General features: G+C 50.3%; 29 protein-coding genes and 1 riboswitch. Of the genes, 5 read left to right on the forward strand and 24 right to left on the reverse strand.

Annotation, left to right across the window (positions count from 1 at the left end; all coding sequences use genetic code 11):
• Positions 1-63 precede the first annotated feature (63 nt).
• The 8 genes from Q366_RS20920 to Q366_RS12955 all read right to left on the reverse strand — a co-directional run bounded on the left by Q366_RS20920 (position 64) and on the right by Q366_RS12955 (position 8,255).
• Entirely contained in the window at positions 64-555 is a 492-nt protein-coding gene (locus tag Q366_RS20920) for a type II toxin-antitoxin system RelE/ParE family toxin (protein ID WP_084691824.1), read from the reverse strand.
• Between the two features lie 200 nt (positions 556-755).
• Positions 756-1,925, reverse strand: a complete 1,170-nt coding sequence (locus Q366_RS12930) for an aminotransferase class III-fold pyridoxal phosphate-dependent enzyme (protein ID WP_035239588.1) — start codon at positions 1,923-1,925, stop codon at positions 756-758.
• Positions 1,894-2,148, reverse strand: a complete 255-nt coding sequence (locus Q366_RS22380; RefSeq protein WP_084691825.1) for a hypothetical protein — start codon at positions 2,146-2,148, stop codon at positions 1,894-1,896. Before Q366_RS22380 ends, Q366_RS12930 begins: the two co-directional genes overlap by 32 nt.
• 116 nt (positions 2,149-2,264) lie before the next feature.
• A complete protein-coding gene (phnW, locus tag Q366_RS12935) occupies positions 2,265-3,374 on the reverse strand; it encodes a 2-aminoethylphosphonate--pyruvate transaminase (protein WP_035239590.1) in 1,110 nt (369 codons plus the stop codon).
• Positions 3,375-3,378: 4 nt separating this feature from the next.
• A complete protein-coding gene (phnX, locus tag Q366_RS12940; protein ID WP_035239593.1) occupies positions 3,379-4,221 on the reverse strand; it encodes a phosphonoacetaldehyde hydrolase in 843 nt (280 codons plus the stop codon).
• Positions 4,222-4,290: 69 nt separating this feature from the next.
• A complete protein-coding gene (locus tag Q366_RS12945; protein ID WP_211251894.1) occupies positions 4,291-6,129 on the reverse strand; it encodes a putative 2-aminoethylphosphonate ABC transporter permease subunit in 1,839 nt (612 codons plus the stop codon).
• Positions 6,071-7,216, reverse strand: a complete 1,146-nt coding sequence (locus Q366_RS12950; RefSeq protein ID WP_084691826.1) for an ABC transporter ATP-binding protein — start codon at positions 7,214-7,216, stop codon at positions 6,071-6,073. Before Q366_RS12950 ends, Q366_RS12945 begins: the two co-directional genes overlap by 59 nt.
• A gap of 13 nt (positions 7,217-7,229) precedes the next feature.
• On the reverse strand, positions 7,230-8,255 hold the full coding sequence (locus tag Q366_RS12955) for a putative 2-aminoethylphosphonate ABC transporter substrate-binding protein (protein WP_035239595.1): 1,026 nt from the start codon (positions 8,253-8,255) through the stop codon (positions 7,230-7,232).
• 213 nt (positions 8,256-8,468) lie between these two features.
• On the opposite strand from Q366_RS12955, the gene Q366_RS12960 reads away from it, so the two are divergent.
• Positions 8,469-8,672: a type II toxin-antitoxin system HicA family toxin gene (locus Q366_RS12960; RefSeq protein ID WP_035239705.1), complete on the forward strand. Its 204-nt coding sequence runs from the start codon at positions 8,469-8,471 to the stop codon at positions 8,670-8,672.
• Positions 8,673-8,681: 9 nt separating this feature from the next.
• Positions 8,682-9,119 (forward strand): type II toxin-antitoxin system HicB family antitoxin, encoded by a 438-nt coding sequence (locus Q366_RS12965; protein WP_035239597.1) that lies wholly within the window; start codon positions 8,682-8,684, stop codon positions 9,117-9,119.
• Between the two features lie 158 nt (positions 9,120-9,277).
• Here Q366_RS12965 and Q366_RS12970 read toward each other — a convergent pair whose 3' ends face one another.
• From Q366_RS12970 to Q366_RS13035, 14 genes are all read right to left on the reverse strand, one after another.
• Entirely contained in the window at positions 9,278-10,048 is a 771-nt protein-coding gene (locus tag Q366_RS12970; protein ID WP_051958037.1) for a tRNA threonylcarbamoyladenosine dehydratase, read from the reverse strand.
• Positions 10,045-10,857, reverse strand: coding sequence for a TatD family hydrolase (locus Q366_RS12975; RefSeq protein WP_035239599.1), 813 nt, complete (start codon positions 10,855-10,857; stop codon positions 10,045-10,047). Before Q366_RS12975 ends, Q366_RS12970 begins: the two co-directional genes overlap by 4 nt.
• A gap of 2 nt (positions 10,858-10,859) precedes the next feature.
• A complete protein-coding gene (aroQ, locus tag Q366_RS12980; protein ID WP_051958038.1) occupies positions 10,860-11,321 on the reverse strand; it encodes a type II 3-dehydroquinate dehydratase in 462 nt (153 codons plus the stop codon).
• Between the two features lie 66 nt (positions 11,322-11,387).
• Positions 11,388-11,987, reverse strand: coding sequence for an indolepyruvate oxidoreductase subunit beta (locus Q366_RS12985; RefSeq protein ID WP_035239601.1), 600 nt, complete (start codon positions 11,985-11,987; stop codon positions 11,388-11,390).
• Positions 11,988-12,006: 19 nt separating this feature from the next.
• Entirely contained in the window at positions 12,007-13,854 is a 1,848-nt protein-coding gene (iorA, locus tag Q366_RS12990) for an indolepyruvate ferredoxin oxidoreductase subunit alpha (RefSeq protein WP_035239604.1), read from the reverse strand.
• Between the two features lie 86 nt (positions 13,855-13,940).
• Positions 13,941-14,252: a hypothetical protein gene (locus tag Q366_RS12995; RefSeq protein ID WP_035239711.1), complete on the reverse strand. Its 312-nt coding sequence runs from the start codon at positions 14,250-14,252 to the stop codon at positions 13,941-13,943.
• A 166-nt stretch (positions 14,253-14,418) separates the two neighbouring features.
• Positions 14,419-15,531, reverse strand: a complete 1,113-nt coding sequence (locus tag Q366_RS13000) for an AMP-binding protein (RefSeq protein ID WP_245619960.1) — start codon at positions 15,529-15,531, stop codon at positions 14,419-14,421.
• Positions 15,479-16,504, reverse strand: coding sequence for an o-succinylbenzoate synthase (locus Q366_RS13005; protein ID WP_035239716.1), 1,026 nt, complete (start codon positions 16,502-16,504; stop codon positions 15,479-15,481). Before Q366_RS13005 ends, Q366_RS13000 begins: the two co-directional genes overlap by 53 nt.
• 161 nt (positions 16,505-16,665) lie before the next feature.
• Entirely contained in the window at positions 16,666-17,490 is an 825-nt protein-coding gene (menB, locus tag Q366_RS13010; RefSeq protein ID WP_035239607.1) for a 1,4-dihydroxy-2-naphthoyl-CoA synthase, read from the reverse strand.
• A 13-nt stretch (positions 17,491-17,503) separates the two neighbouring features.
• Positions 17,504-19,231: a 2-succinyl-5-enolpyruvyl-6-hydroxy-3-cyclohexene-1-carboxylic-acid synthase gene (menD, locus tag Q366_RS13015; protein ID WP_035239609.1), complete on the reverse strand. Its 1,728-nt coding sequence runs from the start codon at positions 19,229-19,231 to the stop codon at positions 17,504-17,506.
• The gene (locus tag Q366_RS13020) at positions 19,231-20,352 is read right to left on the reverse strand and encodes a chorismate-binding protein (RefSeq protein ID WP_035239610.1); all 1,122 of its coding nucleotides are present in this window, start codon (positions 20,350-20,352) and stop codon (positions 19,231-19,233) included. Before Q366_RS13020 ends, menD begins: the two co-directional genes overlap by 1 nt.
• A gap of 161 nt (positions 20,353-20,513) precedes the next feature.
• Positions 20,514-21,260 (reverse strand): phosphorylase family protein, encoded by a 747-nt coding sequence (locus tag Q366_RS13025; RefSeq protein WP_035239612.1) that lies wholly within the window; start codon positions 21,258-21,260, stop codon positions 20,514-20,516.
• A gap of 322 nt (positions 21,261-21,582) precedes the next feature.
• A riboswitch (TPP riboswitch) is annotated at positions 21,583-21,687 on the reverse strand.
• Between the two features lie 117 nt (positions 21,688-21,804).
• A complete protein-coding gene (locus tag Q366_RS13030; RefSeq protein WP_035239614.1) occupies positions 21,805-21,996 on the reverse strand; it encodes a hypothetical protein in 192 nt (63 codons plus the stop codon).
• A gap of 152 nt (positions 21,997-22,148) precedes the next feature.
• Positions 22,149-22,700, reverse strand: coding sequence for an AAA family ATPase (locus tag Q366_RS13035; RefSeq protein WP_035239617.1), 552 nt, complete (start codon positions 22,698-22,700; stop codon positions 22,149-22,151).
• Positions 22,701-23,281: 581 nt separating this feature from the next.
• On the opposite strand from Q366_RS13035, the gene Q366_RS13040 reads away from it, so the two are divergent.
• Positions 23,282-23,716 carry an arsenate reductase ArsC gene (locus Q366_RS13040; RefSeq protein WP_035239619.1) on the forward strand — a complete coding sequence of 145 codons (435 nt, stop codon included), beginning with the start codon at positions 23,282-23,284 and terminating at the stop codon, positions 23,714-23,716.
• A gap of 282 nt (positions 23,717-23,998) precedes the next feature.
• Here Q366_RS13040 and Q366_RS13050 read toward each other — a convergent pair whose 3' ends face one another.
• Both Q366_RS13050 and ybaK read right to left on the reverse strand, forming a co-directional pair.
• Positions 23,999-24,400, reverse strand: a complete 402-nt coding sequence (locus Q366_RS13050; RefSeq protein WP_169742966.1) for a DUF4405 domain-containing protein — start codon at positions 24,398-24,400, stop codon at positions 23,999-24,001.
• 52 nt (positions 24,401-24,452) lie between these two features.
• Entirely contained in the window at positions 24,453-24,932 is a 480-nt protein-coding gene (gene ybaK, locus Q366_RS13055) for a Cys-tRNA(Pro) deacylase (protein ID WP_035239624.1), read from the reverse strand.
• A gap of 190 nt (positions 24,933-25,122) precedes the next feature.
• Here ybaK and Q366_RS13065 point away from each other — a divergent pair, with 190 nt between their 5' ends.
• Both Q366_RS13065 and nspC read left to right on the forward strand, forming a co-directional pair.
• Positions 25,123-25,617, forward strand: a complete 495-nt coding sequence (locus Q366_RS13065) for an asparaginase domain-containing protein (protein WP_035239628.1) — start codon at positions 25,123-25,125, stop codon at positions 25,615-25,617.
• A 202-nt stretch (positions 25,618-25,819) separates the two neighbouring features.
• A complete protein-coding gene (gene nspC, locus Q366_RS13070) occupies positions 25,820-26,944 on the forward strand; it encodes a carboxynorspermidine decarboxylase (protein WP_035239630.1) in 1,125 nt (374 codons plus the stop codon).
• Positions 26,945-26,953: the final 9 nt, after the last annotated feature.

Here is a 26,953-nt window from a genome sequence, read left to right on the forward strand (position 1 = left end):
AGTTACCCGTTACAAGATCCAATTGCTATTCCCCGCAGTGAGGTTGGCTCATGTTATCCAGCCCTACATGTCCGGCACGAGTTTCCTTTGTGGGCTGCGTCCTTCCGTCAGGTCCTTTCCCTTGCATGCATGGTTTACGCATACGTGTGGCCGGCTTTCCCGACCTCTGAGTACTATGCCTGATAAGACACCCCATTGGCATATACGGGAAATTGCAGATTTTTTTGTATTCAATAAATTAGCGACATCTTCTTGTGTCAAGCCAGCATCTAAACGAGCCTGTTTAAGAAGAACTCCGATTTTAAAATGCTCATATCCTTTATCAAAATTTTTGGCGAAAATGAGACTTTTCTTTTGAAATGAATTGGTCAAGATGATTAATTCTTGTCCGTCAAAAAATCCAAGGAGACGAAACGTATCTCTCCCGACATCAACCCTCACTTCCCAAATATCATTTGTATTGACCAGTTTCTTAAAGTATTTGGATGGAACCTGATCAATTTCTCGAATCAATTTCAAAACCCAAGCGACTTTTGTAGCCTGAACATCTGTCAAAGAGTCTAAATGCTTTCGAACAGGGCATCTTCCAGCTGTCGTATGGTAAAATGAAATTATTTTTATACCTATGAAGTATACAAATATGTAAACTTCTTCAAGGGTACAAAAATTGGATTGTTTTGGCAGCGAACACTGGTTTCATCTGCGTTGCCCAGAGTGAGGAACGAACAGCGGGTAACGTCAGGTGTAAACACTCGTTATGTGATTAATTTAATACATGATTTTGCTTCTTGTAACGCGTCGATAAATCTATCAATTTCTGTCTCGCTAATTATAAGTGGTGGATCAATCCTTAAAGATGAACCTCGATTTCCTACAATATATCCTCTCTCAATAAGCTTATTATAAAGAAATTTAGTAATTTCTTCGTTTTTGATATCAACAGTGAGCATCAAACCCCTACCCCGAACTTCCGTAATAATTTTTTTATCAACAAGTGCTTCAAGCTGTTTATGTAAAAGTAAACCACTACTCTCTGCTTTAGATATCAGATTTTTTTCTTCGATATACTGGATCACTCCATATACTACTGAAGCTCCCAAAGGATCATTTTGATGGGACTGTGAATAATGAAAAGGTTTTCGGTCTAGTTCCCTTGCCGCGGATTTGTTGATCAAAGCGATACTTACGGGATACCCGTTTCCAATTCCTTTACCGACAGCTATAAAATCGGGATCAATGTCATAATGCTGATAACCAAACCATTTTCCTGTGCGTCCAATACCGGTCGTTACCTCATTAGCGACAATTTTTCCCCCGTTGTTTCGAACAATCTTGGCGATATTACTTATTAACGCCTTTGGTGGAAAACGCACAAAACCAGAAGAGCTACCTGGTTCAAAAATAAATTCAGATATGTCTTTTGGTATTTTTTGAAGAACCTCACATGATTGATCGCACTTTTCTATATTAGGACAGCTTTTGCACCGCTCCCAATTTAATAAATGCCAGTTTTTTGATTTATCGACAATTGAAGAATACGCTCCAAGATATGAATCATGGAGTGTCATCGATACACGTTTTTCAGTCAGATGTTTAGCCATCTGACTTGATATCTCAATCGCCTCACTACCAGAACAAAGAAATACACTTTTCCCGTTTTTAAATCCAGCGGTGTTGAGAATTAACTTTGCTGACTTTTCAAGTATTTCATTTGAATAGCAAAAACCAGCGTGCGTCAATGAGTCAATTTGGTTTTTGATTATTCCGTTTATCTCAGTATTATTATGTCCAAGCGATGTACACCAAACACCTGACTCCATGTCCATATAGCTTTTGCCTTGTTCGTCATATATGTATAGGCCTTCGCTTTTAATAATATTGGGGATTTTAAGTTCATGACCTGTACAAAAAAATACATGTTCCATTTCTTATTCTCTTTCTTCGTTTTTCACATAACATTCGCTTAACCATTGCTGCTACAACAATATCTGCATTTCTTATTATTTCCTCGATATTTTTTGTTTTTGAGTGGCAGATGGTTACTGTAGCATTATCAATGAAAAGACTCTTACCACTATTCGAGATGATTGGTAAAGGGTTCCATTTGAAGTTTTTCGATATAATGCAGACTGTTGCTGATGATATCAATGAATACGTTTTCTGAAATTATCAGGCCTTCATCCCAAAACACCCGCTGCAGCCGACGGCAAAAACGCAGTCAGCCGCAGAAGGCATTAAGTTTCCCACAAACAAATTCTCTTACATTACCAGGTCATGGCATTTTTCACAGCCTTGACAAGTCGTTGCATATCGCCGGCAAACACATGGCCGATATTGCCGATGCGGAAGGTGTCAATTTCCGTCACCTTGCCCGGATAGATCACAAATCCCTGGGATTTGAGCCGTTCGTAGAAGCCTTTAAAATCGTAGCCCCGGGCTTGGGGGCTGTGAAAGGCCGTAATGACCGGGGACTGGAACGCCTCGGGCAGCAGGGGTTTGAACCCAAGGCCTGTCATGCCCTCCGCCAGAATTTTCTGGTTCTCTTTATATCGCTGCCAGCGGGCGGTCACCCCGCCCTCGGCTTCCAGTTCATCCAGGGCTGTTTTAAAGGCGCGCACCACATGGGTCGGGGAGGTAAACCGCCACTTGCCCTGCCCTTTTTCCATGGTTTCCCACTGGTCAAAAAGATCCAGGCTCAGCGAAAGGCTGCGGCCCTTTGTCTTTTCAATCTCGCTTGTTTTTGCAATGACGTAACCAAAGCCGGGCACTCCCTGGATGCACTTGTTGGCCGAGGAGACCAGAAAATCAGCCTTGATGGCCGCCATATCAATGGGGACACCCCCGAAGCTGCTCATGGCATCCACAATAAAGCATTTGCCGTGGCTGTGCACCACAGGACCGATCTTCTCCACCGGGTTAAGCATGCCCGTGGTGGTTTCACAATGGACCATGGCCACATGGGTAATGGCGGGATCATTTTTCAACGCCTGGTCCACCTGGCCGGGGCCGGGGGGGACAAGATCTTTGGTATCAATCATCCCAAAGGCCAGTCCCATGCGCCCGGCAATGGTGGCAATTCTTCGGCCATAGGCACCGTTGGCCAGGACCAGCAGCTTGCCGTTCCCGGGGACGGCGGTGCCGATGCACGCCTCCACGCAAAAAGTGCCGCTGCCCTGCATCAGTACGGCGGTGTACCCGGGAAGAGGGCTGGCCAGGCGGACCAGGCTGCTGCGGATCTTTTGGACAATGTCATTGTAATCCCGGTCCCAGGTGCACCAGTCCCTGAGCATGGCGGCTTTTACGGTGGCAGTGGTGCTTAAGGGTCCGGGGGTCAGCAGTAGATAAAGATTATCAGGCAGGGTGATCTGTGTCATTTAATCACCGCGTCATTGGCTGCTCACCCGCAGCCAGCCGGTCATTGATCTGACGAATCACCCGGGGAAGATCATGGGGCTGTTTTAATACATAATGGGCACCTGCCTGACCAAACGCTTGGGTAATGGCCGCGACCCTGCGCGCCCTTTCGCCGGCAGGCAGCGCTTCCAGGTCTTCGGGGGTCAGACCCATCTCGTTGCCGCTCTCCACAATGCCCACGGTCCACATGCCTGCATTAAGCCCCTCCTGGATATCCACAATGGTGTCCCCCACCTTGACCATGGCTTCCATGGGATAAACGCCTAAAGCAATGGCGTTTTTGTAGCACATCCAGGGGTATGGACGGCCGTTAGGCACATCTGATGAACAAAAAACAGCATCCGGGCTGTAGCCTTTTTTCCCGGCGCCGGGCACCAGCACATCCATCATCTCCCGGACATAACCCGTGCAGGAACCAATCTTAATACCGCTGCTTCGCAGGGTTTCCACGGCATCCATCATGGCGGGGATGGGATCGCAGTGGTTGACGATGGCGGCCACCATCATATCCGCGGTTCTGTTATACAGGGCGTTGATATCAGATTCACCGGGATGCGCCCCAAAGGCGTTTTGCCATGCGCTTTTCACCGTTTCCAGGGCACATATTTTCCGGATATGCTCTTTTTTTTCAATGCCCATGAACTGCCGGGCCTCCTGGACCGTAACATCAATGCCATGCTCCCTGAACACCTCCACAAACACGGCGGCAGGGGCCATGCAGCCGAAATCAACGGCAGTTCCGGCCCAGTCCAGGACAATGGCCTGGACCGGACCTGTATATGCTTCTTTTCTTATAAACAGATTCATACATCACTCCTTTTTAATCCCTGACAGGGAATTGGCGGGTTAAATAAGACCCGAAATCATATTCAGGCCCTACCCCTCTTTCCAGGCCTGGGTTCTTGCCTTGAGTTTTTTTGTACACAACAAAAAGAGCAGGCGCACCACAATATTGGTGAAAACGACCAGAACGGACATGGCACAGGCAGATGCAGTATCCCCGGCATCATCCATGTTGGCAATGGCCACCGAGGCCAGGGGGATATCTGCGGAATAGAGAAAAATCACCGCCGATACCGTGGCCATGGAATTGACAAAGTAGTAGGAAGCCACCTCCAGCACCGCCGGCAGCGACACCGGCAAGGTGATCCTGAACAGCGTTTTGTAAAACGGCACCCCCATGGCGTCCGAGACATGTTCGAATTCAATGTCCATCTGTTTGAGCGCCGTGGAGGCCGTTAAAAACCCCATGGTGTAGAAATGGACAATATTGGACAGCACTAAAATGGCCATGGTGCCGTACAGAAAATTAAAGGGATTGGGAACAAACATCCCGAAAAAATCCCAGCCCCGGGCATTGTAGAAAAAGATATAGGCCAGGCCGATGACAAGCCCGGGAAGCGCCAGGGGCAGAATGGACAGAAAATAAACGGTATGGCGGCAGCGGTCCCAGACCCTGACCTTTTCCACCAGAAAGGCGGTGAAAAAGGTGACCGCCGTTCCCAGAACCGCCGAATACAGGCCCATGCGCATGGAGTTGAAAAAGGCGGCATACCCGCCCCCGCCCATGCCGGTGAACCGGTAATGGGACAACCCCAGGGAAAGCTTATAAGGCCACACCTTAACCAGAGAGGCGTAAAGCGCTGTGCCGTAAAAGGCCAGGATTGAAAAGACCACAAGTCCGCAGCAGGCCAGGGCCAGATTATCCCGCAACGCATCGGGTTTGTTGACCAGGGGCACGGATTTGGCCGCAATCATGGCCACCTGGCGCTGCTGGATGATCCGGTCGATGATAAATGCCATGCAGGTGGGAATGAGCAGCACCATGGAGACCACAGCCCCCATGATAAAATTCTGCTGGCCGATTACCTGTTTATAAATATCAGTGGCAAGGATGTTGAAGTTGCCGCCCACCACTTTGGGCGCACCGAAATCAGTGAATGCCAGGATAAAACAGACAAAAAATGCAGACACCAGTCCGTATTTGATACCGGGCAGGGTCACGGTGAAAAAGGTGCGCACCCGGCCGGCCCCAAGGGAGGCCGCAGCCTCATAAAGCCTTGCGTCGGTCACGGCCAGGGCAATGGATAAAATCAGCATGGCCTGGGGAAAGGTGTAGATCACTTCCGAGACAATAATCCCGAAAGAGCCGTACAGCGGCAGCTTTATCCCGGGAATGGCTCCGAAAAAACCCGTGGTGATCAGCCCCTTGCGGCCAAACAGATAAATCAGTGCAATGCCGTTAAGCAGCGTGGGGGCAAACAGCGGCATCAGGGCCAGGGATTTAAACAGCCACTTGGCCGGCATGCAGGTCCGTGTCAGGCACCAGGAAAATGCAAACCCCAAAGGCACGGCAATGGCCGTGGTGGCAAAGGCCACCACCAGACTGTTGCCGATGGACCGGGACAGTGAAGGCGACTTGAAATAGGCCACAAAGTTGGCAAGGCCCACAAAATTACCCTGGTTGTCAGACAGGCTTTTGAGCAACAGCGTGCCAAGGGGCAACACCACCACCACAATAAGCCACACCAGGGCCAGCAGAATCAGCACCCGTTTGGCCGCTTCGCTTCCCAGAATCTGATCCAGTCTCTGATCCAGTCCCTGATTCAGAATCCGGCCCGGGCCGCCGCCAGGACCATCCATGACCCCGGCCCGGCTATCCATGGCACCGGACCGCCTGGGGCGGGTCTGTGTCAACCCAGTCAGAGGATTCAAGACCGGACCGGCCGTACACCATCACACGGTCCGGAGGGAAAACCAGATGAACCGGCCGGTCCACGGTGAGCCCCAGGGCTGCAACCGCCTCACCTGACACATCCACCTTTACCAGGGGCAATCCCCGGGTCTGGAGGGAAAACGCTAATCTAAAAATGTGACCCCGGTACTCCATGGTTTTCAGCACAGCGGGAAACGCGTTCTCCCCTGCCTTGTCCAGTTTTTTCACCTTGATATCCTCGGGCCGGATGGCCAGGGTCGCCGTGTCCGCATCCCCAAGGTCCAAAGCCTGGCTGCTGCCCGGGGCCTTGATTGTTTTTCCGGCCACCTCAAAAGAGTAGTCCCCTACCCTGGCAGCGCCTTTAAAAAAATTCATGGAACCGATGAATGAGGCCACAAACGGCGTGGCAGGGGTCTGGTAAATCTGTTCCGGGGTGCCGTCCTGGATCAGTTTCCCGCCGTTCATGACCAGGACCCGGTCAGCCATGGTCAACGCCTCTTCCTGGTCATGGGTGACCATGATGGTGGTGACACCCAGTTTTTGCTGAAGCATGCGGATCTCCCGGCGCAGACGGACCCGCACCCGGGCGTCCAGGGCAGACAGGGGCTCGTCCAGCAAGAGCAGATCCGGCGAAAGCGCCATGGCCCTGGCCAGGGCCACCCGCTGCTGCTGTCCGCCGGAGAGCTGGGAAGGAAACTTATGGCCCATACCGGTGAGACCGGTTAAGTCCATGAGGCCTGCCACCTTTTTGTTGATCTGATGTCTGGAAAACCGTCCCCGAAGGCCGTAGGCAATATTTTTCTCTGCATTCAGATTGGGAAACAGGGCATAGGATTGAAATACAATGCCCACATTCCGCTTGGAAACCGGCATGCCTGTGACATCTCGTCCATTGATCAGTACTTTCCCGTCACTCTGGTGTTCAAGGCCGGCAATGACGCGCAATGCCGTTGTTTTGCCGCATCCGCTGGGTCCCAGAATGGATAAAAACTCCCCTTTCCCGGCAGAAAACGACACCTGGTCCAGGGCCTTGACCGGGCCGAATGTCTTGGTCACCCCGTGAAGGGTCAGATATGCCTTTTCCATGGATGGTCCTTATTTATTTTTCGTCGCTTTTTCCGTCATACCGTTTGGTCCACTCTTTGAGAATTCGCATCCGGTTTTTGGCAGCCCAGTTAAAATCATTTTCAATGAGCTGTGCTTCGGGATTCCCGGGGAAACCGTCGGGAATGGGTGCGCCCACATTGTAGGCAGTCACAGGATAAACCTCGGCATACGCTTTCATAACCGGCTCGGAGATGGCCCAGTCCAGGAAAGTTCTGGCGTCAGGCTTGATATCAGCCTTTTTAATCAGGCAGTTGGCCTCCACATCCCATCCGGAACCCTCTTTGGGAAACACGGTGATCACAGGCTCACCCTTCTGTTTCTGCATAAATCCGCGGTAGGCAAAGGAAAGTCCGATGGGCAGTTCGCCGGTACCGGCAATTTTACACGGTTTGGAACCGGAATGGGTGTACCGGGCCATGTTTTTATCAAGTGCATCCAGGTAGGCCCAGCCGGCTTCTTCACCCTTGATCTGGAGAATGGCGGAAACCGTGAGGAATCCGGTGCCTGAGGAGGCAGGATTGGGCATGACTAGCTGGTGTTTATATACCGGGTTCAGCAGATCTTCAAAGCTTGAAGGAATGGGCAGGTTCAGATTCTTACACTCAATGGTGTTAACGCAGAACCCGGTCATCCAGGCTTTGATGCCCACCCAGTGGGGCACACTGTTTTTATCTTTCATTTTGGCACGGACTTTATCCACCCCCTTGGGCGCATAGGGTTCCACCATGCCAGCCTGGTCGCAGAGCATCAGGCTGGTGGCAGCCGTCCCCCAGACCACGTCTGCCTGGGGGTTATCCTTTTCCGCCAGCAGTTTGGCCGTAACAATACCTGTGGAATCCCTGACGATCTTGACATCAATCCCGGGGTGGCTTTGTTTAAGCAGCGCCAGATAGCGCGGCAGTTCGTCATCTTCCAGTGCTGTATACACCAGAAGGCTTTGGGCCTGGGCCTGGGCCAGAAGCGAGCCGGCCATCATGACGCCTGCGGCCAGGGTCATTGCCATTTTTTTGAAATTCATTGTTGTTCTCCTTTGTTCAGTTGTTTTAAGGGGATCAGTGCGCAATTCATCCGCCGGGGCGATGAGTCCTCGGACAAAATAGAGATAGAATAGATGAGAAAGATTAGAAGGGGGTTATTAGGATGTTATAAGTTTATGACTAAAATTTACGAATTTGCGACAAGGGCCTTTGCACTTTTGACAATAGGACAAAAATGGCCTACTATGAGAAGCATGAACGGAAACGAACTCATAAAAAAGTTAAAACAGGCAGGATACAATCCCAGGCTTGACTTAAAGAGAGGAAAAGGCAGTCATGCGACTCTTTATGCGAACAATGGACAGACCATCCTTAAAGACCGCAAAAAAGAGATCGGTCCGGGCCTGCTTAAGCGTATGCTTGCTGACCTGGGATTGACCCCGGAAGACATTAAATAAGAGGTGATTATGGAATTTATTTATCCAGCAAAAATAGAAGATGATGGGGCCGGTTTTTTTCTGGTGACTTTCCGGGATATTCCCTATGGTGCAACGGATGGAAAATCAATAGATGAGGCCCTTGCAGAGGCGGTTGATTGCCTTGATGAGGTTATAGCGGGATGTATTACAGATGGCCTGGATTTGCCCATTCCATCGTCCCAGGAAGCGGGGGAGTATCCTATCCGGCTTTCGGCCCAGATGGCAGCTAAAGCAGCACTCTATATTGCTTTCAAAAAAACGGGCATTACAAAATCGGAGCTGGCACGGCAGTTGAACACCGATCCCAGGGAAATCCGGCGCATGCTTGATCCGAAACACCCCACCAAACTGCCGCGTATCGAAGAGGCATTGGCTGTGATGGGATTCCGGTTAGGGGTTTCAATGATGGAAGTTGCGGCTGCGTGAGTTCAACTATGCAGACAATTGCTCCAGAATCAAAACGATCTTCAAAAGAAATGTTAGGCTATTGCTTGGTGAAAGTGAACGTATATAAACAACATCAATCTGTCAATGCCCAAATATGGCCTGGTTTGGGGTGGTTAAATGCCGTGATTGCAGTTTGCTCATGATTTGAGCTTTTTTGCAACAAGGCCTGCGATGGTCAGCCCGAAACACCCCGGCACCCAGGCGGCAGACCCGATGGGCGGCCTTTGGCGGCCGTGGCCGCCGTCCACATGGTCCCCTTCCAGGGGGTCCACGATGTCTTTATCCTCAAAGGGTTCCTTGTTCAGTGGCGGCTCTATGGAGTAGACACAGGGCACCCCACTCTCCAGTCCCCTGCGGCGCAGCCGTCTTCGCACCATCCGGGCCAGGGGACATACCTGGGTGTCAAAAAGATCTCCTGTCCGGATCATGGAGACATCGATTCTGCCTGCAGCCCCCATGGAGGATATGAGATTAAGACCCATCTGTTTTGCTTCCAGGATCAGACTGACCTTTGCGTTGAGCCCGTCAATGGCATCCACCACCATGTCCAGATCCGGGCTTAAAAACCGGGACAGGCTGTCGGCATTGACAAAGGACGTGTGCAGATCCACCTCACAATCAGGATTGATATCCAGGACCCGGCTCCTTGCCACGGCAGCCTTTTCCAGCCCCAGGGTGGAGTGCAGCGCAAAAATCTGACGGTTGATATTGGAGGCGTCCACCCGGTCAAAATCCACAAGCCGCAAATAGCCGATGCCGGACCGGGCCAAAGCCTCCACCACAAAAGAGCCCACAGCTCCCAGGCCGAAGACGGCCACCCGGGAGTTCTTAAACCGGTCAACCGTCTCCTTTCCCAGCAGTTGCCCAAGCCGGGCAAAGGGGCTGATCTGGCTTAAATCCCGGGTCATCTGTTTTTCTCCTTTGGATTCAAAACAGGCCCAAACAAATCCAGGCTGTTCTCATATCCGTGCCGGGCCAGGGTTTCAAATGCAATGCCGCTTCGTTCTGCCGCCACCCTGACAATATCCGGAACATTGGCTGGCTGATTTAACGGTGTTTCCCCGGGATGGGCATCCAGGATAAACTGGGGCACAATATCCGGGGTGTCGGTCTCAAATACTATCCGGTCAAGACTGACCGCCCCCAGGGCCTGGACCACCTTTCTGGCATTGGGCCGGGTGAGGGAGCCGGAAAAGGAGATATGCAGATTGAATTTCTCAAGAAGCGGAACAAGGTCGGCAGACCCGGAATAGGAGTGGATGACACCGCCCGCAGCCAGCGGTCCATGGTGCTTTAAAATTTTCAGTATGGCGTCCCAGGCTTTGCGGATATGGATGTTAATGGGACGATTCAAATCACAGGCCAGGGCCAGATGGGTTTTAAAAACCTGAACCTGCAGGTCCCGGTCAGCGCCTTTATCCATGAAATCAAGCCCGGTCTCCCCTACCCCGGCGGGTATTTTTTCCAGCCATTGGCCCAGATTCCGGGCCCAGTCCGGGCTTAGGGTATCCAGAAACCAGGGGTGAATCCCCAAACAGGGCAAAACGCAGGAAAACTTTTCCGACAATTCGGCTGTAATCCCAAAATTTTCTTCCATGGTGGCGCAGGTGGCTATTTTCACCACCCCGGCTGCCTGGGCACGCAAAACAATATCCGGGGCATTGTCAACTATCCTTGGATCATGGAGATGGGTATGAACGTCAACAAACCCGGTCATGTTTAGCTGGACAGGGAGTGAAGAAAATCAAGGGCCATGCGGTAGCCATAGTGACCAAACCCGGTGAGCTGGCCTGTGGCAATATCGGCAATCATGGAGGTGTGACGAAAGGTTTCGCGCTTGTGGATGTTGGACAGATGCACCTCCACAATGGGGCACGACAGCATGGACAGTGCATCGCGCAGAGCCACGGAGGTATGGGTCAGCGCACCCGGATTGATGATCACACCGGCAGGTTCCCGTTCAAACGTGAGATGGATGTAATCCAGAATCATGCCTTCGTGATTGGATTGAAAGAAATTCAGGGAAAGTCCCAATGTCTCTGCGCGGGCTTTGAGTTCCCCGTTGATCTGATCAAGGGTAAGCGCCCCGTAAATATCGGGCTCCCTTTTTCCCAGCATGTCCAAATTGGGACCATTGATGACATGAATCATGCCGGATGTTGTCTGTTTCCGTGTTTTCATTCTTTTCTCCCTGACCGCCTTTGGGTCCGGGATAGAAGACCCATCCCGGGCAAAGGCCGTTTTCAGTTATGCAATGCTGCTGGCGGCAGCCTCAAATCCCAGATCAAAGGCATTCAGGTTCATCTCCAGAAGCCCCGGTTTAATCCTGCGCTTGATCGCTTCTTTGACGTTTTCCTTTGAAAATCCCAGGGCACCAGTCTGGATCAAGGCGCCCAACAGCACAATATTCACACTCATGGGAGAGCCTGCTTTACGGGCCAGGGCCATGGCGTCTATGGCCACGAGGCCTGCGGTCTTCGCCTTGAGCACCCGTTTGATTTCATCCACCCCGGGGTAAGCCCCTTTGCCGATGCCCACGGTAAAAGGCGGCAGGGTGGCAGTATTGGTAATCACTTTTGTATGGGCAGAACACCGGCCAATGGCGCGCAGGGTTTCAGCCGGTTCAAATCCCAGCAGGATGTCGGCTTCCCCGTCGGAAATAATGGAGGACGAGGCATCGCCGAAAACAATGGCAGACTCCACCACACCGCCGCGCTGGGCCATGCCGTGGATCTCGCTCATTCTTACCTCCACCCCTTCAATGAGGGCCGCCTCGCCCAGGACCTTGGATGCCAGAAGGTTACCCTGTCCGCCAACTGCAACGATGACCATTCTTAATGTTTTCATATCCAATTTGTCTCCTTGTCTATTTCAATGGGCGGATGGCGTTTTCAGGACAGATCTGGGCGCACAACGCACAGCCCACACAGGTATCTGCATCAATTTTCACCCGGCCCGCTTCAATGTAAAAGGATGGACAGGCGATCCCGTTGATGCAATCCTTGTGGTCTTTGCATTTGTCTGTCACCTCAAAAGCTCTGGGTTTTTTCAGTTTAATGCTCTTTGCCCAGAGGATACAGGGTTCTTTGGAGATGACAACGGAAACACCGTCAAAGGCCATGGCCTCTTTAAGGGTCTCAATGCTCTTTTTCACCTTAAAGGGTTTGATCACGGAAACATGCGCCACACCCAGGGCCTTGACCAGATTTTCAATATCCACCCGGCCGTACCCGGACATGCCCATCAGTTCCATGTCCACGCCCGGATGGGGCTGATGGCCGGTCATGGCGGTAATCCCGTTTTCAAGGATCACCAAAGTGAAGTTGTGGCGGTTGAACACGGCATTGACAAGACCTGTAATGCCAGAATGGAAAAAAGTGGAGTCGCCGATCACGCTGACCACCTTCTGGTCCGTGCTCTTGCTGAAACCGCAGGAGGTACTCACCGACCCGCCCATGCAGACCACAAAATCCCCAACGGACAACGGCGGCATAAAGCCTAACGTATAGCAGCCGATGTCACTGGGGTGAATGACATCCAGCCCTTCAGCAGCTTTCTTAATGGCGTAGAAGGTGGCCCTGTGGGAGCACCCGGAGCAAAGATTGGGGGGACGGTTGGCAATGTCCGGCACATCAGAGGTCTCCATCTTGGGGGCCGGGGTATAATCTATACCGAAAAAGGCCGCGATCTTCTCCCGGACCATGGCGGGATGAAATTCCCCCAGGGGTGTAAACAGCCCCTCTGCCTTTCCCTGGATGGGGATGACAAGGCCCGCTTCCTGGGCAAAGGCCTTGACAGCCTCTTCCATGAACGGTTCTCCCTCTTCAATGACCAGCACCTTTTCGCAGCTGCCTAAAAAGGCTTTTATCTTATCCTTGGGCAGGGGATTGGAAAATCCCGGCCGAAGAATCCTGACCTTTGATTCAATACCCAGGTCTTTTACGGCATCCAGGGCATAATGATAGCTCACCCCGTTGGCCACAACCCCCCAGGCCCCCTGCCCCGTGACAAAGTTGAACTCTGAAGATTCAGACATCCCAGCAGCCTTGTCCATACGTTCGACAAGCTTGACATGCAGTCCCCGGGCCACGGCAGGCACGGTGACGCAGCGCATGGGGTCTCTTTCAAACCGGCCCTTTGTCTTTCTTTCTTTGATGTCGCCAAAAGTGACAAAGGCATTGGAGTGGTTGATCCGGGTGGTGGTGCGCAGGAGTACCGGCTGTTTCAGGGTCTCGGACAGTTCAAACGCCGCTTTGATCATCTCCTTAGCCTCGGCCACACAAGAGGGTTCGAACATGGGCAGATGGCCGAACTTGGCATAGTAGCGGTTGTCCTGCTCGTTCTGGCTGGAAAACATGGCCGGGTCGTCTGCCGTTAAAATCACCATGCCGGCGGTTACGCCGATATAGGCAAGGGTCATCAAAGGATCGGCAGCCACGTTGAGCCCTACATGCTTCATCATGCAAAAGGTGCGAAGCCCTGAGTTGGCCGCAGCCGCAGCCACTTCCAAGGCGACCTTTTCATTGGTGGAATATTCAAAATACAGATCCGATTCTCTGGACATCTGGAACAGATTCAAAGAGACTTCCGAGGACGGGGTCCCCGGATATGTGGTGGCAAAGGCGACGCCAGCTTCAACAGCGCCCCTTGCAATGGCTTCGTTGCCCAGGAGCATGATTTTCTCTCCGGGGCTGTCTTTTAACAGTTTATGCATGCGCACAACTCCTTAAACAAAAAATTCTGACGGGGCGTATCTCCCGTCAGATGGCTGGATGGTAATTATAAACTCAGGTTTTGGTTTCAAGCATACAGTTTTTCAGCGTGTGCCAGGGAAGAGGCATACCCCTTGAACCCTTGGATATCCTCGCAGGAATTGATGGCACTGGAGGCGAAAAAACCTTCCACCATGGTCTTTCCCCCATGGCGGATCAGCCCCATGAACAGCACCGGAACAAGACTGATGCCATTTTTGCCGGTTTCAACACTGAAATCCAGAGGATCTTTTGTCTGATAAACGGCAAACAGACTGTTCTGGACAGGCATCAGCTGAACAATCTCCGGATGTTCATGGTGGTGATGATCGTGATTATGATCACTACAATGCTGGCACATGATCTTCAGGCCTTTCATTATTACAGGTTAAGGACAGCCTAACCGCGAAGCAGCCAAGCGCGCCCGTAAACAATTAACCTTTTAGTATTACCGGAATTTAGTATAGAATTAAAGAGGTTTGCAAAAAATTTCGTTCTTATTCCCACAATGGCGGAAGGGCCGCCAATTAAATCCGCCGTATAATTTTCCCGGTTTCAGTCCGCTCAAATCTTTCCTTAAACACAATATCCTTTGGTCTCTCGTAGCGGTCCAGGCGCCGGGCAAAAAAGGCTTCCAGCTTTTTTTCAAGTTGTTCATCTGCCCGGGCCTCAATGGCCAGAACAATCCTGTGCCCCAGGATTTCATCGGGCAGGGCTCCGATAAAAAACGGATATTCAATACTGTCTTCCAGTTTTTTTTCCAGGGTTTCGGGAAAATACTTTATGCCGCCGGAGATGATCACATGATCGGCCCGGCCCAGGATCCGGAAGGTTTTATTGTCGTCAAGCTCAGCCAGGTCGTTGGTGAAAAGACGCGGCCCATCCAGGCCCGGCATGTCAATGGTCAGGCAGCCCTTTTGTGACAGTCCCACCCCAATGCCCTGAAGAGAGTGAAAACGGTCAGATGCGTCCTGGCCGTTTATCCGCCGAAGGGCAATGTGCGTGGCGGTTTCCGTCATGCCGTAGCTTGCAAAACAGGCTGTGGGCACATTCCCAAGTCCGGTTTCAAGCGGTGCCGGAAGGGCTGAACCGCCGATAAGTAGTGCGTTAAGGCCTTCAAACCGTTTGGGGTTATCCAGTAGTTTTGTCACCTGGTTGGGCACCATGGCGGCAAACACGAAGGGATTATCCCGGCATTGGGCCAGAAAGGAAAAGTCGTCGCTTGGCTCGGCAGTGCAAAGGTCAAGCTGCCCTAAAAGCGCCCGGATCACCATCAGCTTTCCGGCAATATACCTTAAAGGCAGGCACAAAAGGATGCGCTGCCCGGGTTCCAGCCGGAAAAAACGGATGGTGCGCACGGCACTTTGGGCCACAAACGGCTTGTCCAGAAAGATGGGTTTGGGAGGCCCTGTGCTGCCCGAGGTATGGACGGTGATGGCGTGTTCCGGCCCATACCATTGGGACAGAAAATCAATAACATCGGACTCAATGCCCGGGGGGCAGGCCCGGCGTCCCTCTTGCACAAGCGTTTTCACCCGGTGCACGGTACCGTTGATGCACAAGGTATCCGGAAAAATATCCACAGCCCTAAGAAATCCCCGGAAAGATAAACCGTTTGCCCGGGTCAAAAAAGAGTTCATCCCCACGGATTTCCAGGGGAGAGACCATATTATTGGTAAATAACTGCCCCGTACCAAGGCCCTGGTGCAGATGGGGGTGCTTTAAAAAAGTCCACTGGGCAATGGCATTTAACCCAAGGTTGGATTCAAGGTAGGAGGTGACCCACCAGCCGATGCCCCTGGCATCGGCCAGTTCAATCCATTGGTCACACCCTTGCATCCCGCCGTGCAGGCTGGGTTTGAGCACCAGGTAATGGGGGGCAAGGGTGTCCAGAAGACGGATTTTTTCTTCACGTTCGGTAATCCCGATGAGTTCCTCGTCAAGGGCGATGTCCAGGGGAGACTGCCTGCACACCCCGGCCATGTGCTGCCACTGTCCTTTGGCGATGGGCTGCTCAATGGAATGGATATTCAGTTCTGCCAGTTGATCAAGCCGGTCGAAAACCTCGTCCGGGGAAAAGCCGCCATTGGCATCCACCCGTAAAATCACGTCGTCGGCACTGTATTCCGCCCTGATCCCTTTAAGGATGGCAAGCTCCTCAGCAAACTGAAGCGCCCCGATTTTAAGTTTAATGCACCGCCACCCCGAATCCAGTTTCTGCCGGACCTGTTCTTTCATGAACGGCAACTCTCCCATCCAGATCAGTCCGTTGATGGGGATGCCCTTGTCACCCCGGGTGAAGGCGGAAGGAAAAAGAATCTGCGTACCAGCCTGTTCCAGATCCCTAAGGGCGGTTTCCACGGCAAACCATACCGAAGCGGGTATACGCTGCCGGTCTGCCCGGGCACAAAACCCATCCGGGTCTGCGGCAAGGGCGGCAAGGGCCTGCTCCACCTCGGGGATGGTTTCGGCGCTCAACCCCGGCAAGGGCGCGCACTCCCCCACCCCGGTCCGGCCCTCTTTTTCCAGTACAAGATACCAGACCCGGCGGTGGTTCAGCACCCCCCGGGACGTCCCTGCCGGACGCTTAAACTGTAATTTATGTTTAATCACACGCGCTTTCATAATATTGGGCCTAACATACAGGTTTGGGCAATGTTATAAACTTAAGCACTGAAGATTTTATTTTACCATGAAGGACATGAAGAGCATGAAGATTAATTTTCGGTGTACATTCTTCATGCTCTTCATGTCCTTCATGGTTTTAACTGGAATCAGGGGAACTTGGGGAACTGAGAAAAATCCGGTTTCCGCTTTTCCAGGAATGCATTCTTGCCTTCCTGGGCCTCCTGGGTAAGGTAATACAAAAGCGTGGCATTACCGGCAAACTCCTGGAGTCCCACCTGGCCGTCAAGCTCGGCATTGAGCCCCAGCTTGATCATACGAAGGGCCAAAGGACTGTGTTCCTGCATTTTCATGGCCCAGGCCACGGTCTCATCCTCGAGCTGGTCCAGGGGCACCACCTTGTTGACCAGGCCCATTTCCAGGGCTTGGGCCGCCGTATACTGCCGGCACATGAACCAGATCTCCCGGGCCTTTTTCTGTCCGATGGTGCTGGCAAGATAGGATGAGCCAAGACCGGCATCAAAACTGCCCACCTTGGGGCCGGTCTGGCCAAAGATGGCGTTTTCGCTGGCTATGGTGATGTCGCACACCACATGCAGAACATGGCCGCCGCCGATGGCAAAGCCGTTCACCATGGCAATCACGGGCTTGGGCATGGACCGGATCTGTTTCTGGACTTCCAGGATATTCAGCCTTGGGGTGCCGTCCTTGTCAATGTAACCGCCCGCCCCTTTCACGGTCTGGTCGCCGCCGGCGCAAAAGGCCGTGTCCCCTGCCCCGGTCAGGACAATCACATTGATACGCTTGTCCTCCCGGCAGAGGCGCAAAGATTCGCTGATCTCATGGACGGTGGTGGGACGAAAGGCGTTGCGGTAGCGTTCACGGTTAATGGTGATCTTTCCGATGCCCTCGTAATATTCAAAAAAAATATCTTCAAATTCTTTGATGGTTTCCCACTGGCGTTTTTCTGTCATGCGTCACTCTCCATTATTTAGTCAGTGCTTTTTTAATTTCTGTAAACAACCCCTTAAATACGTTTGTGTTGGTCCGGGCATCCGTAAACACCTCTAAAAGGGCGGGGACAATCCGGCCAGGATTATAGAGGTCGCCAAGGGCCTTGTCCAACCCGGAATCCGAGTCAGCCTGCAGGTAGTCAAGGCCGAATGCCGATGCAAGGCCTTGGGCCTTTGCCCGGTGGCCTGCAAAAAAATATTTTTGAAACACCGCTTGATTCTCTTCCCCGGTGCGGCCGGCAAGGTCTTCCACAAAACTGAAAATATTGCCGCCGCCGTTGTTGAGCACAATAATCCTTAGATTTTTTCCCAGGTATTTATTCCACAATCCATTGGAATCGTAAAAAAACGAGAGATCCCCCAGAATCAGCGTATTGATCTGCTCACTGCATGAGGCATACCCCACCGCCGTTGAAACAGAGCCGTCAATTCCGCTGGTTCCCCGGTTGCCAAACCAGGTAAAGCCCTTGAATCGGGTACCGGGGGTTAACACGGCATATCTTGCGGCGGAGCTGTTGCCGAGGTGTATGACTGAATCTTGCGGTACTGCCTTCAATGCATTGGCGCATGCCGTGAAATCACAAAAAGGGGCCTGGTCCAGATAATGCTCATAAATTGGCAGGGCCTCCTGCTCCCGGTCTTTCCAGGCCCCGGCATAATCTTCCGGTGACGTTTGGATCTGCATTCCGGCCATTTGCCCAAAAAACCGTTCCGGGGCCATGGTACAAACCCGGGTCAATGCCTGATAGGTATCCATATGCCCGCCGCCGGCATCCACATGAATGTGCCTGTCCGGTTTATACGCCCTCAAAAATTGCCGGATACGTTTGGAGACAAAATGCCTGCCAAAGGTGATCAGCAGATCAGGCTGAAAAACGGCTGCATCACCCTGGGATATGGATCCAAGCACCAGTTCCGGACAGGTACAGCGGCAGTCAGAAGCCATCTGCATATTGGCCAGGTGCTCGGCGGCAACCACGGCACCGGTTTTCTTCACAAACAGGGCCAGTGCATTGTCAAGTTCTACATTGCCCGGGGACTGGCCTGCCAGTACAAGAATTTTATCTGCCCGGCCGATCTCTTCGGCCACGGCGGCCAAAGCGTTTTCGCCAAGCTGTGTCTGTGTATCCGCAGCCTCAATCACTTTAATGTCAGGCAGTTGCGCATCCACGGTCCGGTGCAAAGGCTCTTCAAGGGGAATGTTGATATGTACAGGTCCCGGCCCGTCAAACACGGCCGTATTCAGTATATCGTTGATCAGACGTGCACCAGCCCATAATTGGCTGTCCGATTCCTCCAGGGGCAGTGAACACGATTGCTTGATAAAATTGCGGTACAGCCCCTTTTGATGGATGCACTGGTTTTCCAGCTGGTCAATCCAGTAGTCGGGCCGGTCCGCAGTCACCACGATCAGAGGAATCTTCTGGTAAAAGGCCTCGGCCACAGCCGGGGCAAAATTAACAGCAGCCGTGCCGGAACTGCACACCAAACCCACGGGTTTCTTCTTTGCCTGGGCCATCCCCAGGGCAAAATAACCGGCACTGCGTTCATCCACAATCACCCTGCAGTCAAACTCTCCGCAGCCGGCCAGGGTATGGATTAAGGGACCGTTCCTGGATCCGGGGCACAGCACAATATCTAAAATCTCTTTGCTTAAAAATAAAGAGGCAAGCTGCTGCACATGGCGCTTTGTTGAAATCATCACTCCTGTTCCTGCAACGTTTCTATGGCGTTTAAAAGCGTTCTGGACTTTTGCGTGGTCTCCTCCCACTCCTGTTCCGGGTTGGACCGGGCCGTGATTCCCCCGCCGGTGTAAAGGACATACTGGGCGTCTTCAACTTCCATGCTGCGCAGGTTCACATAAACGTCGGTGCCGCTTTGTTCAAGGCGCCAGGGACCCAGAAACCCGGTATAATACCGCCTGTCATGGGGTTCAAAGGTGTGGATAAATTGATCTGCCTCGGCCTTGGGCAGACCGCACACCGCAGGCGTCGGGAAAAGCTGTTCAACAAATTCTCCAAGCCGGTCTTCAATGTGGTCCCCGGAAAAAAAGAACGAAGTTTTCAAGTGGGCCACGGTGGCTGTTTCAAGATCCTGGGGCCCCTTTGTCTGGTAGGATGAAAAACCAAACCGGTGGAGTACATCCACCGTATACCTGGAGACAAAGGCCTGTTCTTCAATTTCCTTTGTAAACCAGCAGTATTGGCCATCAGGACGCCGGGGCTGGGTGGCGGCCAGGGACACGGTCTGGGCATGCCGCCCATCCGAGCGAAACAACAGTTCAGGGGTGGCCCCCATCCAAAGCCCGGCCCTGGGCAGGTTCACCACAAAGACAAACACACCCGGGTTTATGTCATGGAGCCCAAGAAACAGCGATCCTAAGGATTCATTTGTCCTCTCTTTACAAATGCGCCTGGAAACAATGACCTTGGAAAATTTTGCGGCGTTGATCTGTTCAATGGCATGGTTGACGCACACCAGGTAGTCATGAAACTCCGTTGAGAGGCAAGGGGCTTTTGTTTCCCGGTGCATCGGCACCGAAGTCAAGAGATCCGGGTCAAGCGCCCGGATCTGACTATACCCTTTCAGGTGTATGGCCGGCTGCAAAACAATGGCAGGGACATTATCCGACATTTTAAACGGGGCAAACACAAACCCCCGGACCCGGCTCAACTGCTGTATACTTTCCGGGAATATAATATCATCCTCGGCCCCCGCAATCAGTTGCGGACTATCACTGGACGGTTGGAACCAGCAGGCAAATGCGGCATTTTTTTCTATCAGATCATCAATAAGACAATCAAACTGTGTAACGCTGTTCATCCTTTCCCTAATTTCTTGCCGGCAGCCACGGCAGACGCGGCAATTATATAAATCTTAACATTTTTATTTGGGTACAGTATTTTAACCTGAGCGGTTTCTTTAACATCCCTGACCTGTGAATAACAGTTTTTTTTACCCCTCTTATTAAATCCCGGATCTGTCTAATCCCGGTTCGGGCCGCTGCTGTCCAGATAATCGAGAACACGGGTCAACTGGCAGCTTAAATTTTTCGTGGCTTTTGCCAGATTTCTGGTAAACTGCATTTCCGATTTTTCGGAAGAATCGATAAAATCAGAAACGGTTTTAAGTGCCATAAACGGTTTTTCCATGGTCCAGGCCACCCAGGCCACGGCAGCCGCTTCCATCTCTTTGATGGCTGCATGGTTTTTTTCAATCATTTCCAAATCCGTGCGGGTTATGTCCAGGGAATTACCCGTTGATATCCCTGTTGTTTTCAACCCGAGTGCTTCCGCCATCGGCACCATGTCCGCACAGGGGTAGCTGCCGGTGCCGTATGCGTCAAATCCGGCCAATGGGATACGCCGGTCATGGAATTTGAGGCTGTCACGGCTGATCACGGTCTCCCCGATTTCAAGTCCGGCCCGTTTGAATCCGCCGGCTGTGCCCGCGTTGATCACCAAATCCGGGTTAAACCGCTGAATGGCGGCATAAGCAGACACGGCAGCCGGCTGGGTTGCGACTTGGTCCACGCCGAACCGGGGATCCATACCGTTGGTGGCCAGCATCAGCCGGATTCCGCCCCTTTGGCCGCAATAGGCCTTCATGGGCAGGCGCCGGTCAAACACATGTTCCTCCGGTTTCAGACCCAGCAGTTCAATACATGGAGCTGCTTCGGCTGCCATGGCAATGATCACCAACACGGTGTTTGGTTTATTTTCCTGCGTCATTATATTCTCCGTTATATCCCCCTTAAAGAACCGCGTTTCCGGCCACCCTCCATTTCCCACTGGCCCCCGTAGGAATCACGCCAGTAAAAAAAAGCCATTGGTATTTTTAACCGTTGCTGCCGCTTGATGGCTGCCTGAACCTGGTTTTCCACATAGATGAGTAAGGCACTAAAATATCTTAACCATGTCTCCAATATTTAGGGGCAGGATCATTCCACAAGGTTACCGTTTAATTTGATTTGCAATGCAGCTCCGGTAATTAAATTATCACCGGGGATGACCTTTATGGGAATACATGCAGAACTTCAAAGAAGAGATGTTTGTGTAAGGTTTTCCACTTCCCTACGCCGGTATTAACAGTATCAGGTTCCAAGGGTTGAAGCGATCATGCTTCTCTCAGCTTTTTCAAGCACCTCCAATGAACGAGAAAGAATGTTATCCAACCCCCGGACGGTCTGTCAATCCATAATTAACCAGCCTGGCGGAGGCCGGACATAGAAACCCCCTGCCGATTCGCCATTTAGAAGGGCAGGGGGGATAAAGATCAGACGTGGCCGCCCAGAAAGCCCGGGGCTTCATTGCGGGACTTTGCGTGGGATACGCTGGGGCTTGAGGAGCCAATGCTGTACTCGACAGAGTTAATCTCTGACTGTCTTCTGACTTCGCCTTCGTGGACCAGGTTTCTGCATTCGCCTTCGCAGCTTCCTGTGATATCTCTTGACGGTATATGTGCCATGATTCACCTCATTTGATTTGGTTTCATGTTGGTGCCAGTCTAAACTGACCTGTGAAAGAATATAACCACCCACACAAGTTAGTCAAGACTCGTTTTAATTTTTTGTCATAACTTGATATTAAAAGACAGACTACCCTGCCGGCAAATTTATCTCAGGCGGGAAATTCGGTCTTCTTGGCCTCAATAAGTTGCAAAATGAACAATATCCGTTCATCAATATTGCCACGCGGTACTTCTACTGTTTCATAATCCCATTGTAAATACCACTTTTTCATACCTTCAAAAACCGCTACGGATTCCCCAAAACTTTGATCTCTCTCTGAGTCTGTTACGTAAATTTCCTTCCATGGGGGAATAAGAAAAACAATACCGTTATAGGGAAATTGTTGGACGTACTTCTCGATTTCATCACTTGTTAACGCACCTACTGCATCAAGCATGTACAACGCGTCCAGCACACCACGATCAAAGAATACAGCATGTTTACATAAAGTTGTATTCCGGTACTTTTCGATATCTGAACTGAGAATTTCCTGGCCGAAAGAAGCCGGATCTGGTCGAGGTGATAATCCAGCCGCTAATCGTTTTTTGATGATTTCACGGGCAGTTTCTGGCACGACGTGATATCCACGCTCCGCTATAGCATTAAGGATTGTAGTCTTGCCGCCTCCTGGCCCACCGGTGAATACGAATTGATGGTTCATTTCACCCCTAATCAAGTTGATCGGTCGTTTTGTTTTTTATGCCCATTTATCTAACGCGGGAAACCCGCAACCCAATTTTCCCTCCTCATTTTCTTGTTTTTTTGACAGAAACTGAGGAGTAAGGCACTAACGTATAACATCCGAAAAGTAAGAATGACCAGAGTTGCATGATATCAAAAAGACCTTGATAAACAAAATTAGTAACATCATCTGGAAAGGCCTGCAAATTTTTTTCTTCGATTTGCCACATAATTGACCAAGCACTTATGGTATGATTGAACACTTTTTATGAAATTATCCGGCCACCGGATATTGTGTCTGCCCGGAAACGCCACCAGTAAATTTTATATATTATAAAATTGATTTTCTAAAAGTCTGACAAATCAAGATTGTTGGCGATTAACTTAATCGGGCTTCCGGTTATTGGCTTATCCCTTTTCAAAATCCTGCCGGACAAGATAATTGTCGCAGAATAATTAATTCTCTCATACAGGCCTAACAGTTATTTGCTATGTCTATATGCATAATATTATTTTAAATTTTTCCGGTTAAAAACTTTTTAAGAGCGGAGTAACGTAACCATGTCAAAAAAAAATGTACTTTTTGTTTGTGAAATGAATACTTGTCGCAGTCAAATGGCTGAAGGTTGGGCCCATTACCTCTATCCGGATAAAATCAACGCGTTTTCAGCAGGAATCAGCACTGGACCGCTTGACCCCCTCGCCGTCAAGGTAATGAAAGAGGCTGGCGTTGACATATCTGGCCATGAAACCCATGCAGTTAAAGATTTTCTGGAAAAAGATATTGATTGTGTCATCACTGTATGTGATACAGCAGCCCAGAAATGCCCCAGCTTTTCAGCTGAGGTAAATGTTATTTGCCAAACTTTTGACAACCCACCGGAGTTAATTAAAAATCTAACTACAGAAGATGAAAAGCTGGCTGTTTACAAACGTGTCCGGGATGAAATCAGACTTTTTGTTGAAGGGTTGCCGGAAAAATTATCAGAGTATTAAACTTCGTGGTCTTCGTGAACTTCGTGGTTTTGATCTGAAAATTTCTTAACTTTATGACATTGGCTATATGGAGACTGTTTTTATGACGAAACAAAAGCAACTCACGATAGTTAACCCATTGCTATTCATTTTTCTGTTAATGCAAGCCATATCCGGAGCGCTTCATGATCTCCTGCCGCGTTTGATATTTGAATTGCTTCACAAATGCGGATGGGTCGTTGTTATTCTTGCAATCTACCATGTATATCTTAACTGGAATTGGGTTAAAAAGAATCTTTTGCACTATCTGAATAAATGATCGGCCTGCTGTCCGCGGTGGTAATTTCTATTATCTCCATATCCGTTTTGTCCCTGGAATACAGGAAACATAAGAAAAAACACCACGATCAGGATTCCAATGCCGAACAGGGTTGCGGCCTTCCGGCTTGACTTCCCTGCAATGATCATTTTGATGGTACTCAAATTTAAATAGAGATGAAAACTTAACGCTGCAGTGAAAAGGCAGGCAGCCCAGAAATGAATATTTCCCCATCCATGGCGGGATATCCCAAAAAAATTGGTGCCGGAACCGCCCTGAAAGCCCGGCACAAGCCTGTAATGAATCATCAGCCCGGTGCCCAGAATAAAACAGAATAAAAACCATAATGCTAAATCAACAATTCTTTTCAACTCTATTTTCTTCATTAAGTTTTCCAATATTTTTGTCATTAACGTTGAAGTGAATAACATTGGGCTGTTATTCGCAAATGCGGTCAAATTTTCCTTTGGTCAGTTTAACCAGATCGTCCGGTGTCAGTTCTATGTCAAGCCCTCGTTTTCCGGCACTGACAAAAATTGTCTTGAAATCCTTTGCCGTTTCATGAACCACCGTTGACAATTTTTTCTTTTGTCCGATAGGACTGACACCGCCCAGAACATAGCCGGTTGTCTTTTCCACCCGCTTTTTATCTGCCATGGCAGCTTTTTTCACCCCCATGGCCCTGGCAAATAATTTTAAATTCAATTGGCATGAAACAGGCAGAATGGCAACACCGAGATCCTTGCTGCCGCCACTGCCATCCATAGACACGACCAGGGTTTTAAAGACCTGGTCCGGGTCGGCCCCTAATTTTTCAGCAGCCTCCTGCCCATAGGAGTCTGCCCTGGGGTCATGGCTGTATTCATGGATTTTAAAATCAATTTTTGCTTTTCTGGCTGTGTTAATGGCTGGTGTCATTGATCTGTTTTCCCTGATCTGCTGTTTATCATGTTTATTTACCTTTTTTAAGGGATTTGAAGAAAATAAATGGCACATTTTACGAACGGTTAACATGCCGATTATTGATTTTATATCGAAATATTCATACAAAACAGATAAACTTTCAGGTTTTCTCCCCAAAAAATAATGGGCTTTACGAGGGACACACATGGACACAATTTCAATTATTGCTACCGGCGGAACCATTGATAAAATTTATTTTGATGCAAAAAGTGAATATGAAGTAGGGCCTCCCAACGCCATTGAGGTGTTGCGCCAGTTCAACCTGCAACTTCCCTACACCATTACATCACTCATGCGTAAAGACAGCCTTGATTTAACAGATGGGGACAGGGAACGTATCGCCCAAACCGTTGCGGCAGACCCCTGCAGGATGATTATTATCACCCACGGAACAGATACCATGCCCGAAACAGCCAGACATATCATCGCCCATGGCGGCGCAAAGGGTAAAACCGTTGTGCTCACGGGCGCTCTTCTTCCTGCCGTGTTCAGTGCCACGGACGCGGTTTTTAATATCGGCTGTGCCCTGGGCGCAGTTCAAAAGGCTTGCCCCGGTGTTTACATTGCCATGAACGGAAAAATATTCATGGGGGGAACGGTTCGGAAAAACAGAGAATTAGGCAGGTTTGAAGAAAGTTGAAAGCCATACCCGGCAAAAGAGACAGACATTGGAACAAACCCCTTTTAATTTTTCAGGGGCGGCCTGATTTATTATGCTTTATAAACAAAAACTAATGTAAAAAAAAAGAGGAAACATGTATATTCTATTTTCTTTTTTTGCAGCCCCTCAAAAGGCTGCGTTTTTTTTAACAGAGCACCTGCGGTTGTAAAGGATCGGCCCATTGAAAAAACTGTCAACGCCCTATTATCTTATTGACGAAAAAAAGCTGCTTGGAAATATGGAGAAGCTGGCAGCGATTAAAAAGCATAGCGGTGCCAAGCTTCTCCTGGCACTGAAATGTTTTGCAACATGGGGGGTTTTCGATCTCATGAAGCCAGACATGGATGGCACGACAAGCTCGTCATACTATGAAGCCAGACTCGGATATGAAACCTTTGGCAAGGAGACACATGCGTACAGCGTGGCTTACAGTGACGAAGAGCTGAAAAAAGTCTCCTTATTTTCAGATAAAATCATTTTTAATTCCCTTTCGCAGCTCCAGCGGTTTTACCCGGAATGCAGCGACGTGGCCTGCGGCATCAGAATCAACCCCGGTGTGAGCCACAGCGATTTTGATCTGGCTGATCCGGCCCGGAAATTCTCCCGGCTGGGCATTACGTCTGTAACAGATATTGAAACGGCTATGCCGATGATTTCCGGGGCCATGTTTCATTTCAACTGCGAAAATGAGGATGTTGGGGCGTTTGAAACACTGCTTTCCCATATCAGCTGTAAATACGGGACGTTTCTAGATCAGCTTGACTGGGTGAGCCTGGGCGGCGGCATATCCTATACAGAGCGCAATTTCGACCGCCTGGGTTTTTCCGGAATCATAAAAGCATTTTCTGAAAAATACGGTTTGCAGGTGTACCTGGAACCCGGGGAAGCCGCGGTTGCCCATACCACCAGCCTGGTAACCACAGTGCTCGATATCGTTGAAAACGACAAAATGATCGCTGTTGTGGATGCGTCGATTGAAGCGCATATGCCGGATCTGCTCGTATACCGTGAATCCGCCTCTTTTGAAGGAACGATTGCGGCCGGAGGATATCCATATCAAATTGCAGGCAGATCGTGTCTTGCCGCAGATATTTTCGGAGACGGATATTTCAAAAAAGAACTTCAGGTTGGCGACACAATTGTGATCAAAGATGCCGCCGGCTATACAATGGTGAAGAAAAACTGGTTTAACGGTGTAAAAATGCCGTCAGTGGCAGTGATGCGTGCTGACGGACAAATGGAAGTGATACAGGAGTCCTTTTATTCAGATTATAAAAAAGGGCTCTCAAAAGAATTAAGGATTTAACAGTGCTTT

This window comes from Desulfobacter vibrioformis DSM 8776 (assembly GCF_000745975.1).
In the GTDB taxonomy this organism is placed as follows: domain Bacteria; phylum Desulfobacterota; class Desulfobacteria; order Desulfobacterales; family Desulfobacteraceae; genus Desulfobacter; species Desulfobacter vibrioformis.